Annotated in this window: 15 protein-coding genes; 7 read left to right on the top strand and 8 right to left on the bottom strand. The window is 69.0% G+C overall.

Annotation, left to right across the window (positions count from 1 at the left end):
- Positions 1–162: 162 nt before the first annotated feature.
- The 6 genes from RKE40_RS04785 to fabF all read left to right on the top strand — a co-directional run bounded on the left by RKE40_RS04785 (position 163) and on the right by fabF (position 5,712).
- Positions 163–834 carry a CerR family C-terminal domain-containing protein gene (locus RKE40_RS04785; RefSeq protein ID WP_316017092.1) on the top strand — a complete coding sequence of 224 codons (672 nt, stop codon included), beginning with the start codon at positions 163–165 and terminating at the stop codon, positions 832–834.
- Positions 831–1,787, top strand: a complete 957-nt coding sequence (locus tag RKE40_RS04780) for an HlyD family secretion protein (RefSeq protein WP_316017091.1) — start codon at positions 831–833, stop codon at positions 1,785–1,787. Before RKE40_RS04785 ends, RKE40_RS04780 begins: the two co-directional genes overlap by 4 nt.
- Positions 1,784–2,716, top strand: coding sequence for an ABC transporter ATP-binding protein (locus tag RKE40_RS04775; protein WP_316017090.1), 933 nt, complete (start codon positions 1,784–1,786; stop codon positions 2,714–2,716). The genes RKE40_RS04780 and RKE40_RS04775 overlap by 4 nt, the downstream gene beginning before the upstream one ends.
- Positions 2,713–3,852 carry an ABC transporter permease gene (locus RKE40_RS04770; protein WP_316017089.1) on the top strand — a complete coding sequence of 380 codons (1,140 nt, stop codon included), beginning with the start codon at positions 2,713–2,715 and terminating at the stop codon, positions 3,850–3,852. The genes RKE40_RS04775 and RKE40_RS04770 overlap by 4 nt, the downstream gene beginning before the upstream one ends.
- Before the next feature lie 69 nt (positions 3,853–3,921).
- The gene (locus tag RKE40_RS04765) at positions 3,922–4,437 is read left to right on the top strand and encodes a winged helix-turn-helix transcriptional regulator (RefSeq protein WP_316017088.1); all 516 of its coding nucleotides are present in this window, start codon (positions 3,922–3,924) and stop codon (positions 4,435–4,437) included.
- A 9-nt stretch (positions 4,438–4,446) separates the two neighbouring features.
- Positions 4,447–5,712, top strand: a complete 1,266-nt coding sequence (fabF, locus tag RKE40_RS04760; protein ID WP_316017087.1) for a beta-ketoacyl-ACP synthase II — start codon at positions 4,447–4,449, stop codon at positions 5,710–5,712.
- A 15-nt stretch (positions 5,713–5,727) separates the two neighbouring features.
- On the opposite strand, the gene RKE40_RS04755 is transcribed toward fabF, so the two are convergent.
- From RKE40_RS04755 to RKE40_RS04730, 6 genes are all read right to left on the bottom strand, one after another.
- The gene (locus tag RKE40_RS04755) at positions 5,728–6,732 is read right to left on the bottom strand and encodes an MsnO8 family LLM class oxidoreductase (RefSeq protein WP_316017086.1); all 1,005 of its coding nucleotides are present in this window, start codon (positions 6,730–6,732) and stop codon (positions 5,728–5,730) included.
- Positions 6,733–6,791: 59 nt separating this feature from the next.
- Entirely contained in the window at positions 6,792–7,778 is a 987-nt protein-coding gene (locus tag RKE40_RS04750) for an ABC transporter substrate-binding protein (RefSeq protein ID WP_316017085.1), read from the bottom strand.
- A 23-nt stretch (positions 7,779–7,801) separates the two neighbouring features.
- Entirely contained in the window at positions 7,802–8,539 is a 738-nt protein-coding gene (locus tag RKE40_RS04745; protein WP_316017084.1) for an ABC transporter ATP-binding protein, read from the bottom strand.
- Positions 8,532–9,296: an ABC transporter permease gene (locus RKE40_RS04740; RefSeq protein ID WP_316017083.1), complete on the bottom strand. Its 765-nt coding sequence runs from the start codon at positions 9,294–9,296 to the stop codon at positions 8,532–8,534. The genes RKE40_RS04745 and RKE40_RS04740 overlap by 8 nt, the downstream gene beginning before the upstream one ends.
- 173 nt (positions 9,297–9,469) lie before the next feature.
- Entirely contained in the window at positions 9,470–10,999 is a 1,530-nt protein-coding gene (locus RKE40_RS04735; protein ID WP_316017082.1) for an acyl-CoA carboxylase subunit beta, read from the bottom strand.
- A 118-nt stretch (positions 11,000–11,117) separates the two neighbouring features.
- Positions 11,118–12,494: an aminotransferase-like domain-containing protein gene (locus tag RKE40_RS04730; protein WP_316017081.1), complete on the bottom strand. Its 1,377-nt coding sequence runs from the start codon at positions 12,492–12,494 to the stop codon at positions 11,118–11,120.
- Between the two features lie 98 nt (positions 12,495–12,592).
- Between RKE40_RS04730 and RKE40_RS04725 the strand changes: the two genes are divergently transcribed.
- Entirely contained in the window at positions 12,593–13,189 is a 597-nt protein-coding gene (locus RKE40_RS04725) for a LysE family translocator (RefSeq protein WP_316017080.1), read from the top strand.
- Positions 13,190–13,229: 40 nt separating this feature from the next.
- Here RKE40_RS04725 and RKE40_RS04720 read toward each other — a convergent pair whose 3' ends face one another.
- Together RKE40_RS04720 and RKE40_RS04715 are read right to left on the bottom strand one after the other, a co-directional pair.
- A complete protein-coding gene (locus RKE40_RS04720) occupies positions 13,230–13,619 on the bottom strand; it encodes a DUF1801 domain-containing protein (protein ID WP_316017079.1) in 390 nt (129 codons plus the stop codon).
- A 5-nt stretch (positions 13,620–13,624) separates the two neighbouring features.
- Entirely contained in the window at positions 13,625–14,413 is a 789-nt protein-coding gene (locus tag RKE40_RS04715) for an ATP12 family chaperone protein (RefSeq protein ID WP_316017078.1), read from the bottom strand.
- Positions 14,414–14,644 lie beyond the last annotated feature (231 nt).

The following is a 14,644-nucleotide window of genomic DNA, read 5'->3' as shown; positions in this document are numbered from 1 at the left end:
AAGGGAGAAAGTCGGGGTGCAATGAGGCTGCGCCGAACCCGGTGATCGGCGCCGACGCTTTTAGGCTCGGTGATCTTGAGAGTGAGCGCCGGATGGTGCTCATCAGCACCTCATTTCAATCAATCGATTGATTGAAATGAGGTGTGGTGATATGCTCCCGCTATGGCACGCTCATCCATCATCAAGGATGCGGAGGGCACGCGGCTGGCGCTGATCCGGGCCGGGCTCGACCTGTTCGGGCGTAACGGCTTCGACGCGACCTCCACACGCGAGATCGCGCAGGCGGCCGGCGTCAACAGTGCCGGCATCGCCTATCATTTCGGCGGCAAGGACGGGCTCAGGAAGGCCTGCGCCGAGGCGATCATCGCCCGCATGCAGGGCGTGCTGGCAGGTGGCGCGCCGGCCGTCTCGATGGCGCTCGATGTCAGCGATCGCGACGCGGCAGCCGAGCAGCTGCTCGCCCTGATCGACCGGGTCGTCGCCTTTCTGACGACGGTGCCGGAGAGCGAGGTCGTCGCCCGCTTCGTCGTGCGCGAGATGCTGACGCCGAGTCAGGCCTTCGAGGCGCTCTATGGCGGGCTGTTCGAGCCCGTGCACCGCCGGGCCTGCCAGGTCTGGGCGGCGGCGACCGGCATGGAGCCGGAGGCGCCGGAGACGAAGCTCGCGGTCTTCGCGGCGATCGGCCAGGTCTTCTATTTCCGCATCGCGCGGCCGGCGGTCACGCGGCGGCTCGGCTGGGACGGAATCGGCCCCGACGAGGCGCGCCTGATCGGCGAAACGATCCGGCGTTCGGTTCGCGCCAGCATCCTCGCATGCAGGGGGGAAGCGTCATGATCCTCGGCTTCATCTGCTCCTTCGCCATCGCCGCCTCGCTCGGCATCTGCGCGCCGCCGACGACGCGCATCGTCGGCTATGTCGAGGGCGAGTATGTCCGGCTCGGGCCGATCGACACGGCCCGGATCGAACGCGTCGCTGTCCGGCGCGGCGAGCGGGTGACGCCGGGCGCGATCGTCGCCGAACTGCAGGCCGACGATGCGCAGAACGCCGTCACCGAGAGCGAAGCGCGCCTGGTGCAGGTCCGCGCCCAGCTCGCCAATCTGCTCAGCGGCAAGCGTCCCGAGGAGATCGCGGTGATCGAGGCGAATGCCGCCTCGGCCGAAGCCCAGCATCGCGAGGCCGACCGGGCCCTGGAGCGCCGCCAGGACTTGTTCCGGCGCGGGGTCTCGACCCAGGCCGATCTCGACCAGGCCCAGACCGCGCGCGATGTCGCGGCGGCGAATGTCCGCCAGAGCGCCGCCAATCTCGCCGTGGCACGGCTGGCGGCGCGGGACGAGGAGATCAAGGCCGCCCAGAATCAGGTGGCGCAGGCGCAGGCCGCGCTCGACCAGGCGAAATGGCGCCTGTCGCAGCGCCGGCTCACCGCGCCGGCCGCCGGCATCGTCACCGATCTCGTGCGCCATCCCGGGGAGCTCGCTGGCCCGGCCGCGCCGGTGCTGACGATGCTGCCCGACGGGGCGGTCAAGCTGATGCTCTATGTGCCGGAGGCGCTGCTTTCGGGCACGATGGTCGGCAACCGGCTCGATGTGCGCTGCAATGGCTGCCCGCCGGGGCTTGCCGCCACGGTCTCCTATGTCTCGCAGGAGCCGGAGTTCACGCCGCCCGTGATCTACTCCGCCGATACCCGGCAGAAGCTGGTCTATCTCGTCGAGGCGCGGCCCGAGGCCGGCCCGGCCGCCCGGCTGCAGCCCGGCCAGATCGTCGACGTGGTGCTGCAGGGCCGGCGATGAGCGCCGAGGACGTCATCGCCGTGCGCGGCCTGACCAAGCGCTTCGGCTCGCGCACGGTGGTCGACAATGTCGACCTGACCGTCCGCCGGGGCGAGATCGTCGGCTTCCTCGGTCCGAACGGCTCGGGCAAGACCACGACGATCCGGCTGATCTGCGGGCTGCTGACGCCCGATGCCGGCGAGGGCACGGTGCTCGGCTTCGACGTCCGCAGCCAGAGTGCGCAGATCAAGCTCAATGTCGGCTACATGACGCAGAAGTTCTCGTTCTACGAGGATCTGACGATCGAGGAGAACCTGACCTTCGTTGCCAGGCTCTACGGGCTGAAGCCCTTCGGAGAGGCCGTCGCGAGGACGCTCGACGGTCTCGGCCTGACCTCGCGCAAGGACCAGCTCGCGGGCACGCTCTCGGGCGGCTGGAAGCAGCGGCTCGCGCTCGCCGCCTGCATCATGCACGAGCCGAAACTGCTGCTGCTCGACGAGCCGACCGCCGGCGTTGATCCCAAGGCGCGGCGCGAGTTCTGGGACGAGATCCACCGGCTTGCCGGGGAGGGGCTGACCGTGCTGGTCTCGACCCATTACATGGACGAGGCCGAGCGCTGCCACCGCATCGGCTACATCGCCTATGGCCGCATGCTGGCGACCGGGACGGTCGACGAGGTGGTGCGCGGCTCCGGCCTCTCGACCTATGTCGTCCACGGTGCGCTGAAGCCGGCCGAGATCGCGGCGCTCGCGCAGGCGGACGGCGTCGAGCAGGTCGCACCTTTCGGGGCGACCTTGCATGTCGTCGGTACCGACAGGGGCAAGCTGGAAGCGGCGCTGGCGCATCTGAAGGAGCGCCCCGGCCTCAGCATCGAGCCGGGTGCGACCAGCCTGGAGGATGTCTTCATCCAGTTCATGGCCCGGGCGCAGGCGGAGGGGAGGGCGGCATGAGCGCGCTCGCACGTTCCGGCGGGCGGCTCGGCGCCATGCTCGCCAAGGAATTCGTGCAGATGCGGCGCGACCGCATCACCTTCGCGATGATGCTGGTGGTGCCGATCATCCAGCTCCTGCTGTTCGGCTATGCGATCAACAACGATCCCAAAGGGCTGCCGGCCGCCGTTCTGGCGCTGGGGCAGGATCGCTACACCCGGTCGGTCGTCGCGGCGCTGGAGGTCTCCGGCTATTACCGTTTCGTCAGGCGGCCGGAGAGCGCGGCCGAGGCCGAGAGCCTGATGGCGCGCGGGGCGATCTCCTTCCTCGTCACCATTCCCAGCGATTTCGGCATGCGGGTTGAGCGTGGCGACGAGCCGCGCATCCTGGTCGAGGCCGATGCGACCGACCCTTCCGCCTCGAGCAATGCTGTCGGCGCCCTGCAGACCATCGCCGCCCGGGCGCTGACCCGGGCGCTAGGCACCGAGGAGATCGCCCTGCAGCAGAGCGAGAGCGCGCTCTCCTTCGTCGTGCACCGGCGCTACAATCCGGAGGGGATCACCCAGTACAACATCGTGCCCGGCCTGCTCGGGGTCATCCTGCAGATGACCATGGTGATGATGACGGCGATGGCGCTGACCCGCGAGATCGAGCGCGGCACCATGGAGAACCTGCTCGCCATGCCGGCGACGCCGGGCGAGATCATGCTCGGCAAGGTGCTGCCCTATCTCGCCGTCGGCAGCGTCCAGGTCGCGGTCGTGCTGTCCGCCGCAAAACTGCTCTTCGGCGTGCCTTTCCTCGGCAGCCTCGCCCTGTTGCTCGCCTGCGTGCTGATCTTCGTGCTGGCGCTGGTGCTGCTCGGCTACACGATCTCGACCATGGCGCGCACGCAGCTCCAGGCGATGCAGCTGACCTTCTTCTTCTTCCTGCCCTCGCTGCTGCTCTCCGGTTTCATGTTCCCCTTCGCCGGCATGCCGCTCTGGGCGCAGTGGCTCGGCGAGATCTTCCCGCTGACCCATTTCCTGCGCGTCATCAGGGCGATCATGCTGAAGGGAGCCAATCTTGGCGACATTGGCGCGGAGGTCTTCTACCTCTCGGTCTTCGTGCCGCTCTATGCCGGAATCGCGCTGCTGCGGTTCAGGAGCACGCTGGACTGAAGCGGGCACAAGCCCTGCGTGAAGTCATAACTTGCAAAAAGATAGTGACTGCGGTAGCGAATCTGGGCCATGCAGCCCAAGCTCGCTCCGCTCACCGAATGCCCCTGCGCCCGCGCGGTCGAAACGGTCGGCGAGTGGTGGAGCATCCTGATCCTGTGCGATGCGCTGCAGGGGCTGACCCGCTTCGATGAGTTCGAGCGCAGCCGCGGTATCGCGCCGAACATGCTGGCGCGCCGGCTGAAGCATCTCGTCGAGAGCGGGTTATTCGAACGGCGGCTCTATAATGCGCGGCCGAAGCGCTACGAATACATCCTGACCGAGAAGGGCCGGGACTTCTTCCCGGTCGTCGCCGCGCTGATCGGCTATGCCAACCGGCATCTCGCGCCCGAGGGCGCCTCGCTGCAGCTGGCCGAGCGTGGAAGCGAAGAGCCGATCGTCCCGATCACCGTCGCTGCTGCGACCTTGCAACCTGTCACTGTCGACAGCGTCACGGTCATCGCCGGTCCGCAGGCCAGCACCGGCATGCGCGAGCGCCTTGCCTTCGTTGCAGCGCGCGAAGCAGCCACCCGAGCCAAACCGAGTTAGGAGCTTTCTATGCGTCGCATCGTCGTCACCGGACTGGGCGTCGTCTCGCCCCTGGGCTGCGGCACCGAACTCGCCTGGCAGCGCCTGCTCGCCGGCCGCTCTGGCCTGCGCCGCCTGCCCGACGCGATCGCCGAGACCTTGCCGGCCAAGGTTGCAGGCGTCGTCCCGAGCAAGGCTGAGGACAACGAGGGCGGCTTCGATCCCGATGTCGCGATCGCGCCGAAGGACCAGCGCAAGATGGACCGTTTCATCCAGTTCGCGCTGGTCGCCGCCAAGGGGGCGCTGGCGCAGGCTGGCTGGCAGCCGCAGAGCGAGACCGAGCGCGAGCGCACCGCGACGGTGATCGCCTCGGGTATCGGCGGCTTCCCGGCCATCGCCGAGGCGGTGCGGACCACCGACCTGCGCGGCGTGCGCCGGCTCTCGCCTTTCACGATCCCGTCCTTCCTGGTCAATCTCGCCGCCGGCCATGTTTCGATCGACCATGGCTTCAAGGGCCCGATCGGCGCGCCGGTCACCGCCTGCGCCGCCGGCGTGCAGGCGATCGGCGATGCGGCGCGGATGATCCGGGCCGGCGAGGCCGATATCGCGCTCTGCGGTGGTAGCGAGGCCTGCGTCGATCTCGTCGCGCTCGGCGGGTTTGCCGCAGCGCGCGCGCTGTCGACCGGTTTCAACGACGAGCCGGCAAAGGCCTCGCGCCCCTTCGATCGCGACCGCGACGGCTTCGTCATGGGCGAAGGCGCCGGGATCCTGGTGATCGAGGCGCTTGAGCACGCGCAGGCGCGCGGCGCGACCATCCTCGCCGAGCTCACCGGCTACGGCACCAGCGCCGACGCCTACCACATCACCTCCGGCCCCGAAGATGGATCGGGAGCGCGCCGGGCGATGGAAACGGCATTGAGGCAGGCAGGCCTGAAGCCCGGCGATGTCGCGCACCTCAACGCCCACTCGACCTCGACGCCGGTCGGCGACCGCGGCGAGCTCGCCGCGATCAAGGCGGCGTTCGGCAGCGAGGGCGGCATCGCGATCAGCGCGACCAAGGCGGCGACCGGTCATCTGCTTGGCGCGGCCGGCGGACTGGAGGCGGTCTTTACCATCCTCGCTTTGCGTGACCAGATCGCTCCGCCGACGCTCAACCTGGACAACCCGGACGAGGAAGCGGCCGGGCTCGATCTGGTGGCGAAGACGGCCCGGCCACTCGCAATGGAGCACGCCATCTCGAACGGTTTTGGCTTCGGCGGCGTCAACGCCAGCGTGGTGTTCAGGCGCTGGAGCTGAAGACTTCTCGGGCGCTCAATTCAACGCGCGCAGCAGCAGCTCGTAATTGCGCAGCCTGAGCGCGGGATCGTCGAGGAAGTCCTGGATCATGAACTCTTCGGCGCCGGTGAGTGCCGCCATGCGACGCAGCCTGCCGGCAACGCGCTCCGGCGTGCCGACGATGAAGGTCGGCCAGTCGGTCTCGTCGGCCGGTACCATGCCGCCCATGATCGCGATCGCCTCGTCGAGCTCGGGCAGGCGCTCGAGCATGATCCGCTCCGGCTTGCGGCGCTGGCGGAAGACGGCGCGGACCGGCATGGCGAGGCGCTCGGCCTCCTCCTGCGTTTCCCCAATGATGGCGCGCACGGCGATGAAGGTCTGCGGCGCGGCGATGCCGGCGGCATGGCGCGAGGGCCGGAAGGCCGACTGATAGGCGGCATAGGAGTGCGGCGCCTGCTCGGGCTGGTGGAAGGCGCTGCAAGCGAGGCCGAGGCCGAGCTCGGCGGCGCGGCGCGCACTGCCTTCGCTGACCGCGAGGATCCAGGGCAGGGGGCCGGCCGGCTCGTCGCGCATGATGCCGATCGCATGGAAGGGCGAGGTTTCCGGCAGGTCGTTGCCGAGCCAGCCGATCAGCTCCTCGACATTCGCCGCATGGTCGTCGGGGATCTCGGCGTCGCGCAGCCGCTTCAGCGCGCGGTCGGCGAGGGGGCCGGCGGTGGCGCGGCCGATGCCGACATCGATGCGCCCAGGAAAGAGCGCGCTGAGCGTCCGCAGCGCCTCGGCGACCTTGTAGGGGCTGTAATGGTTGAGCAGCACGCCGCCGACGCCGATGCGGATCGTTGAGGTCGCGCCGGCGAGCGCGGCGGCGAAGACTTCGGGGGCCGGGTTGGCCTCGAAGGCGACGTCGTGATGCTCGACGATCCAGTAGCGGAGGAAGCCGAGGCGCTCGACCTCCTTCGCCATAGCGATCGCGGTGCGCAGGGCGCCGCCGGAGGTCTGGCCCTTGGGCACGACGAGAGGATCGAGGAGCGAGAGCTTCATGGTTTCGGCCGCCGGCGGGAGGGGCGGGCGTCCGCCGGGTGGCGAACGCCCCGATGTGATCAGCGCAGGGTGAAGGCGGAGGGGGCGATCAGCGTCGCCTTGAGGTCGATCGCCTTGGCCTTCGGCAGCATGCCGGCCTCGATCATGAACGCCTGGTCCTCGGTGAGGTTGGCGACGTCGGCATCGGTCATCGCCGGGGCGAAGTCGTAGAGCGGCAGCTGGGCGCGGGCGTCCTCGATCGTGATCTTCTGCTCCTTGGCGGCGATCGCCAGCGCCTCCTCCGGGTTCTTCGCCATGAAGTCGAGCGCCTTGTGATGGGCGGCGAAATAGGCGGCGACGAGATCGGGGTGCTTCTCGAGAAAGGCGGCGTTGGCGCCGATCACCGTGGTCGGCTTGATCAGGCCCTCGCCGCTGGTCAAGGCGCGGCCGCCGGCCTTCTCGACCTGGGTGACATTGGCGCCGGCGAGCGTCGCGACGTCGACCTGGCCGGCGAGCAGCGCGGCGCGCGCGGCCGGCAGGTCCATGTTGATGTACTCGACATCGCTGAGCTTCAGGTTCTGCGAGGCGAGGGCGGCGACGAGGAGCTGGTTCAGCACCGTGCCCTTGGGGCCGGCGATCTTCTTGCCCTTGAGGTCGGCGAGCTTGGCCGGGCCGTCGGCGCGGGTCATCAGGAAATAGGCTTTCGGCGAGCGGGCATAGGCGGCGACGACCTTGAGCGGCACGCCGTTCGCGGCAGCGAGGATGGCGGAGGTGCCGCCGAGCACGCTGGCGATGTCGATCTCGCCGGCGGCGATGGCCTGGGTCTGCTGCGCGCCGGAGGTGATGACGGGGTTCTCGACCTTGATGCCCTTGGCTGCGAAGGCCTCGTCGAGGAAGCCCTTCTCGCGCATCACGATCGAGGGCACATTGAAGGGCGCGGTGACATAGGTGATGCGCACGGTCTTGGGCTGGTCGGCCTTGGGCTTGTCGGCGGTCTGCGCCTGGAGGTGAGCGGCGGGCAGGAGCAGCGCGAGTGCGAGGCCGAGATAGGCGAGGGGCTTCTTCATGGTGGTCTCCTTGGAAAGCGAGTTCAGGCCGCGGCGGGCGTGGGCGTCTTCATCAGCCGGGAAAGGATCGTCCGGCGGTGGAGGTTGACGTCGGGGTCGGTCGGATCGCGCGGATAGGGCAGGGCGATCTCCTCGCTGCCGACGATGCGGCCGCCCTGCATTTCGAGGGCGCGCTCGCCGAGCAGGACGGCTTCCTCGACGTCATGGGTGACGAAGACGATGGTTGGGCGCCGCCGCTGCCAGATCGCGACGAGCTCGTTCTGCATGGTCCGGCGGGTGAAGGCGTCGAGCGCGGCGAAGGGCTCGTCGAGCAGGAGCAGATCGGGTTCCTGCACGAGGGCGCGGGCGATGGCGACACGCTGCGCCATGCCGCCCGAAAGCTGCGCCGGCATCGCACCGGCGAAGGCCGAGAGGCCGACGAGTTCGATCGCGGCGGCGCAGCGCTCGGCGGCGACGGTGCGCGGGACCCGGCCCCGCAGCCCGAAGCCGACATTCGCGGCAACGTCGAGCCAGGGCATCAGCCTCGCTTCCTGGAAGACGACGGCGGTGCGCAGCCTGCCGTCGTCGCCGCGCCGGATCTCGCCCTCGCTCGGCCGTTCGAGGCCGGCGAGGATGCGCAGCAGCGTGGTCTTGCCGCAGCCGCTGCGGCCGACCAGCGTCGTGAACGAGCCGGCGGGAAAGGAAAGGTCGATATCGGCGAGGGCCGTGACCTCGCCTGAGCCGACGCGGTAGCGCCGGCCGATGCCGGAAAGCTCAAGCACGGGCCATCTCCAGATCGCCGGAGAGCCAGGGCGCGCTGCGGCGTATGGCAAGGCGCAGCAGATGGTCGGCGAGGAGGCCGAGCACGCCGATCACGAGGATGCCGGCGAGCACGATGTCGGTGCGGGCGAGGTTCTCGGCGTCGACGATCATGTAGCCGAGCCCGGCCGAGGAGGCGATCAGCTCGGCGCCCACGAGCGCGCGCCAGCTATAGCCGAGGCCGATCCGAAGGCCGACGACGATCGCCGGCAGGGCCGAGGGCAGCACGATGCGCAGCATGATCTCCGGCCGCGAGAAGCCGCAAACCGTGCCGACATCGATCAGCTTGCGATCGACCGAGTCGAAGCCGCCGCGCACGCCGAGGAAGATCGGGAAGAAGCAGGAGAGGATGATGATCCCGACCTTCTGGGTCTCGCCGATGCCGAGCCAGAGCATCAAGAGCGGCATCAGCGCCAGCGGCGGGATCTGACGCAGGAATTCGAGCAGCGGTTCGAAGAGCGCGCGCAGCCGGCGGCTCAGCACGAAGAGCAAGGCGAGCGGCACGGCGAAGGCGATGGCGAGGAGATAGCCGAGCGCGACGCGCCTCAGGCTGACGAGCGTGTGGCGCACGAGCTCGCCCGAGGCGATCAACTCGCCCAGCGTTTCCGCGACCGTGCCGGGCCCGGGCAGCAGGAAGGCGCTGACCCAGCCGAGACGGCTGGCGAGCCACCACAAAGCGAGCGTGGCGGCAAAGACGGCGATGGTCGTGAAACGGGGCAATGCTTGCTGGCGCCAGACATGGGGGACGCCATGCTCAATAAGCCGATGACCGAAATGCGCAAGCGTGCTGCAATGCCGCAGCAATGACGTGGAATTACTTCAGAATTGTTCTAATTAAATACTTGACGGAGGCGTGTGGGGCCGTGCGCGCCGCGCCACACAGTTCGCCCCGCTCACAGTGGGATATTGTCGTGTTTGCGCCAGGGTCGCTCGAGGCTCTTGGTGCGGAGCATGGCGAGGGCCCTTGCAATGCGGCGGCGGGTCGAGTGCGGCATGATCACCTCGTCGACATAACCGCGCTCGGCCGCGACGAACGGGCTCATGAAGCGGTCCTCGTACTCTTTCGTCTTGGCGGCGATGCCATCCGCGTCCATGCCCCGGAAGATGATCTCGACCGCGCCCTTGGCGCCCATCACCGCGATCTGGGCGCTCGGCCAGGCATAGTTGACGTCGGCGCCGATATGCTTCGACGCCATCACGTCATAGGCGCCGCCGAAGGCCTTTCGCGTGATCACCGTGACCAGCGGCACCGTGCATTCTGAATAGGCGAAGAGCAGCTTGGCGCCGTGCTTGATCAGCCCGCCATACTCCTGCGCCGTGCCCGGCAGGAAGCCGGGAACGTCGACGAAGGTGACGATCGGGATCTCGAAAGCGTCGCAATAGCGCACGAAGCGTGCCGCCTTGCGCGAGGCGTCGGCATCGAGCACCCCGGCCAGCACCATCGGCTGGTTGGCGACGACCCCGACCGTGCGGCCCTCGATCCGCCCGAAGCCGGTGACGATGTTCTTGGCGTAGGCCTCCTGGATCTCGAAGAAATCGCCCTCGTCGAGCGTCTTCAGGATCAGCTCCTTGATGTCGTAGGGCTTGTTCGGATTGTCCGGCACCAGCGTGTCGAGGCTGGTGTCGACCCGGTCCGGCACGTCGAAGGACGGCCATTCCGGCACGCCCGCCGTGTTGTTGGCCGGCAGGAAGTCGATCAGCCGGCGCACCTGCAGGAGCGCCTCGACATCGTTCTCGAAGGAGCCGTCGGCGACCGAGGATTTGGAGGTATGGACCCTGGCGCCGCCGAGCTCCTCGGCGGTCACCGTCTCGTTGGTGACGGTCTTCACCACCTCCGGGCCGGTGACGAACATGTAGGAGGTGTCGCGGACCATGAAGATGAAGTCGGTCATCGCCGGCGAATAGACGTCGCCGCCGGCGCAGGGGCCCATGATCACCGAGATCTGCGGGATCACGCCCGACGCCTGGACATTGCGCTTGAAGACCTCGCCATAGCCGCCGAGCGCCGCGACGCCCTCCTGGATGCGGGCGCCGCCGGCATCGAACAGGCCGACGATCGGGGCGCGCATCTTCAGCGCCATGTCCTGGATCTTGATGATCTTCTGGGCGTGGGTCTCGGAGAGCGAGCCGCCGAAGACGGTGAAATCCTTGGAGAAGACGAAGACGGTGCGGCCATTGACCGTGCCCCAGCCGGTGACGACGCCGTCGCCGGGGATCTTCTCGGCCTTTTCCATGCCGAAATCGACGCAGCGATGCTGCACGAACATGTCGAACTCCTCGAAGGAGTCCTTGTCGAGCAGAAGCTCGATCCGCTCGCGCGCCGTCAGCTTGCCGCGGCCGTGCTGCGCCGAAATCCGACGCTCGCCGCCACCAAGACGGGCTCCCGCGCGGCGGGTTTCGAGCTGTTCGAGCACATCCTTCATGGAGAAACCTCCCGGCGCGATCTCTAAGGGTCCTTCTTCCGGCTTAAGCGGCGATGCAGGCGAAGTCCATCGCGGCGCAAACGGCTTGCGCGCGGCGCCCGCTGCGCGGCCCGGCCGATCACGGGATGACGCGGGTCGCAGCACCGCCGCCGTCGAGGAGCAGGGCGCGCAGGTCGGCGAGCGCGCCGGCGAGCGCGTCGATCCCGGGCCCGCCGAGGCTGAGCCTGACGCCGCTGGCCGGCGCCTGCGCATCGGCCAGGAAGGCCTCCGGGGCGGGCAGGAGAATGCCCGAGGCGGCGGCGCGCGCCGGCAGCGCCCGGGCGCGGTCCGGCGCCATCGGCAGCCAGAGATGGAAGCCGTTGCCCGACCTGATGGCGACCTCGGGCGGAAGGGCGGCGCGCGCCAGCGCGACCCGACGGCCGGCCTCGTCGCGGATCGAGCGCGAGACCGAGGCGGCAGTGCCGTCGGCCAGCCAGCGTTCCATGATCAGGCAGGAGAGCAGGGGCGCGGTGGTGCAGGTCGCCGCGAGTTCGGCGAGGGCCGGTTCGAGCCATGCCTCGGGGACGAGCAGGGAGCCGATGCGCAGTCCCGGGCTCAGGACCTTCGACAGGCCGAAGACATGCAGGGTCCGCTCCGGCGCGAGGCTGGCGATCGGGATCGTGCCGGGCTCGGCCAGGGCGGCATGGATGTCGTCCTCGACGATCATCGCGTCATGGGCGCGGCAGAGACGCGCGATCTCGCGGCGCCGCGCCTCGCCCATCGTCGCCGTGGTCGGGTTGTGCAGGGTCGGCGTGACATAGAGCACGGCGCGCCGTCCTGCCGCTTGCGCCCGATGCAAGGCGCGTTCGAGCGCCTGCGGCACGAGGCCTTGCTCGTCGATTGCGAGCCCGGTCAGCCGCAATCCGCGCCGGCGGGCGAGGGCGATGGCGCCGGGATAGCTCAGCGCCTCGGTCAACAATTCGGTGTCCGGCCCGCAGGTGATCGCCAGCGCGATGGCGAGCGCATGCTGGGCGCCATTGCAGATCAGCAGGCGCTCCGGCGCGGCAGGCACGCCGGTCTGCGCCAGCCAGCGGGCCAGCAGGGCGCGGTGCTCGAGACGGCCGGCGGGCGCGGCATAGGCACCAAAACTGTCGGCGTCGAGCCGCCTTGCGAGGTCGGCAAGGCAGGCGGCGAGCAGCCGGTCGCTGAGCGCTTGCGGCGGCACGTTGATGCTGAGGTCGACCATGCGGCTCGCTGCCTGCGTGATGCCGGCGACGAACATGCCGCGGCCGCGGACGCTGCGGACGAGGCCACGGCGTTCGAGCTGGGCATAGGCCTTGGTCACGGTGCCGAGGCCGATGCCGAGTTGCCAGGCGAGGGGCCGGTGAGCTGGCAGGCGGGAGCCCGGCGGCAGCGAGCCGTCGGCGATGTCACGGGCAAGAGCCTCGACCAGCCGCTCGCCGGGCGAGCCAGCGCCATCCGTCAGCCGGGGCGTCCAGGGTGATGCCAGCAGCATGTCGCCTCGAAATTGTGTCACGATACACTTTTTAGTCTAGGCAAAAAGTGTCACCTGAGCAATCTCCGGTTCCGACGTTGCCAAGCACCGGACCGGACATGACCCTGCAACTCCTGCTCGCCTTCATCGGCTATGCCTTCGTGACCTCGATCACGCCCGGGCCGAACAACACGCTGCTGCTGGCCTCCGGCGCCAATCACGGCTTTCGCGCCAGCCTGCCGTTGCTGTTCGGGATCAATCTCGGCTTCTGCGGGCTCGTCCTGGCGGTCGGGCTCGGGCTGGGCGGCCTCTTTACCGCCATGCCAGCCCTGCACGATGTCCTGCGCTATGGCGGCAGTGCCTATCTGCTCTATCTCGCCTGGAAGATCGCGCGCTCGGCGCCGCTGGAGCCGGGGGCCGAGGCGGCGCCACCGCTCAGCTTCCCGGCCGCTGCGGCCTTCCAATGGGTCAATCCCAAGGCCTGGATCATGGCAGTCGGGGCGGTCGCGGCCTACACGCCGACCGAGGGCTATTTCCTCAACCTCACGCTCGTGGTGATCGTCTACGCCCTGGTCAACGGGCCCTGCATCGCCGTCTGGGCGATCGGCGGCACGCTGCTGCGCGGCCTTCTCGCCGATCCGACGCGCCAACGCGTCTTCAACATCGTGATGGCGCTGCTGCTCGCCGCTTCGCTCTATCCGATCCTGGCAGGTTGATGGGCGTCATGGCATAAGGCTCGGCTCAGGCGCCACCCGATCACGCGCTCGGCTTGCTGGGATCGCCGAGCTCGCGATTGAGCGCGACCGCGGCCTGGACGAGCCTCGTTGCGATGGCCGCATCGACGCTATCGCCTTCGCGCAGGACCATGGTTGCGAGCTCGAACTTGCCGCCTGGCTTCAGGCGCGGCTCGATATGGCGCAACCGCTTGCCGCGCCAGAAGCCGAAGAGCACGCGCGCGGCTTCGGCGCGGATCAGAAGCACGGGGCCGTTCGCGAAATAGACCAGATGCGTCCATTTGATCCGCTCTTCGAGCGGAGCGGCGGCCATCGCCGCCTTGCGCAGGGCCTCGACCGTCGCGAGGCGCCAGCCATCGAGCTGGGCGAGGTACTCGGCCGGGCTATCGGCTTTTGGCGCGCCCGGCTGCATCGGCTCTAGCCCTGCATCAGCAGCAGCACGGCTGCGTCGTATTCCTTGCGTCTGAGCACCCGGCGCTCGGCCGCTTCCTCGTCCTGGCCCCAGATCCCGATCTGGTAGTCCTCGTCGAGATGGGCGGCGGCCCAGGCGGCTTCGGCGTCGATAAGGCCTTCGGCGAGAGCGAGCGTCAGGATGGTCGAGCCGGTCAGGGTCATGACGTTGTGGGCGCCGGCGAGGGCGACGGGAGCGGGGATCGCCGCGACGCGCTTGGCCACGGCGTCGAGCACGGCCTGCGGCTGCTCGGCGAAGACAACGCCCTGGGCCATGACGAAGCGGCCGCCGATGCGGGATTCCAGCGCGGTGATCAGCGGGTTCCAGATCTGGTCCTGGCGCTCCACCAGTTCGCGCGGCTCGCCGGCGCGGTAGCAGAGCGCATCGCTCCCGGCATAGCGGACGATCTCGGCGCGAACCGCCTCATGCTGGTCGGCGACGCCGTCGAGCGCCGAATTGACCAGCCGGGTCATCGGCATGCGGGCCGGGTCGATCTCGCCCTTCTGCGCCTGCCATTCGGCGGCGAGCGCCTGCGCGACGGCGTGCGAGGCGACCGCCAGCGGCTTGCGGGCCGGGGTGCGGGCGGTGCGGCCGTCGAGGGCGACATGGAAGAGGCCGTCGCGCTCCAGCGACTCGGCCTTCTCGTAGAAGCGCTTCGGCAAGGGGTTGCGCATCGCCTGCTGCGCGGCGGCGACGGGGTCGGGCTGGCGCTGGCCGGGGGAGCCGAAGCGCGCGAGGAAATCATCGGTCGACATGGCAGCTCCATAGCGCATCCGCGACCCCGCGCGAAACGGCTTCGTGCCCGTGCGCCCGTACTGCCGGCGTTGACCCTTGTGGAGCAGGGGGCTAAACGCCTTCTCCCCGGACGCGAGCTGCGTCCGCGAAACATGCGAGAGGGCATCGTGTTGGAGAGTGCGGGAACCCGGTGAGGTTTCGCTGAGGCGAAACCTGATCCAGCGCCGGGTGAGAGATCCAGACCACAGGGT

This window comes from Allobosea rubneri (assembly GCF_032464875.1).
Lineage (GTDB): Bacteria > Pseudomonadota > Alphaproteobacteria > Rhizobiales > Beijerinckiaceae > Allobosea > Allobosea rubneri.
Note: the sequence above shows the minus strand (reverse complement) of the source record. Positions and strands in the feature narration are given on the sequence as shown.

Bases quoted from the DNA above. Each gene is read 5' to 3' on its own strand.
- RKE40_RS04755 (WP_316017086.1), bottom strand. From the start codon at position 6,732: ATGAAGCTCTCGCTCCTCGATCCTCTCGTCGTGCCCAAGGGCCAGACC.
- RKE40_RS04785 (WP_316017092.1), top strand. From the start codon at position 163: ATGGCACGCTCATCCATCATCAAGGATGCGGAGGGCACGCGGCTGGCG.
- RKE40_RS04770 (WP_316017089.1), top strand. From the start codon at position 2,713: ATGAGCGCGCTCGCACGTTCCGGCGGGCGGCTCGGCGCCATGCTCGCC.
- RKE40_RS04730 (WP_316017081.1), bottom strand. From the start codon at position 12,494: ATGCTGCTGGCATCACCCTGGACGCCCCGGCTGACGGATGGCGCTGGC.
- RKE40_RS04715 (WP_316017078.1), bottom strand. From the start codon at position 14,413: ATGTCGACCGATGATTTCCTCGCGCGCTTCGGCTCCCCCGGCCAGCGC.
- RKE40_RS04780 (WP_316017091.1), top strand. From the start codon at position 831: ATGATCCTCGGCTTCATCTGCTCCTTCGCCATCGCCGCCTCGCTCGGC.
- RKE40_RS04720 (WP_316017079.1), bottom strand. From the start codon at position 13,619: ATGCAGCCGGGCGCGCCAAAAGCCGATAGCCCGGCCGAGTACCTCGCC.
- RKE40_RS04750 (WP_316017085.1), bottom strand. From the start codon at position 7,778: ATGAAGAAGCCCCTCGCCTATCTCGGCCTCGCACTCGCGCTGCTCCTG.
- RKE40_RS04765 (WP_316017088.1), top strand. From the start codon at position 3,922: ATGCAGCCCAAGCTCGCTCCGCTCACCGAATGCCCCTGCGCCCGCGCG.
- fabF (WP_316017087.1), top strand. From the start codon at position 4,447: ATGCGTCGCATCGTCGTCACCGGACTGGGCGTCGTCTCGCCCCTGGGC.
- RKE40_RS04735 (WP_316017082.1), bottom strand. From the start codon at position 10,999: ATGAAGGATGTGCTCGAACAGCTCGAAACCCGCCGCGCGGGAGCCCGT.
- RKE40_RS04725 (WP_316017080.1), top strand. From the start codon at position 12,593: ATGACCCTGCAACTCCTGCTCGCCTTCATCGGCTATGCCTTCGTGACC.
- RKE40_RS04775 (WP_316017090.1), top strand. From the start codon at position 1,784: ATGAGCGCCGAGGACGTCATCGCCGTGCGCGGCCTGACCAAGCGCTTC.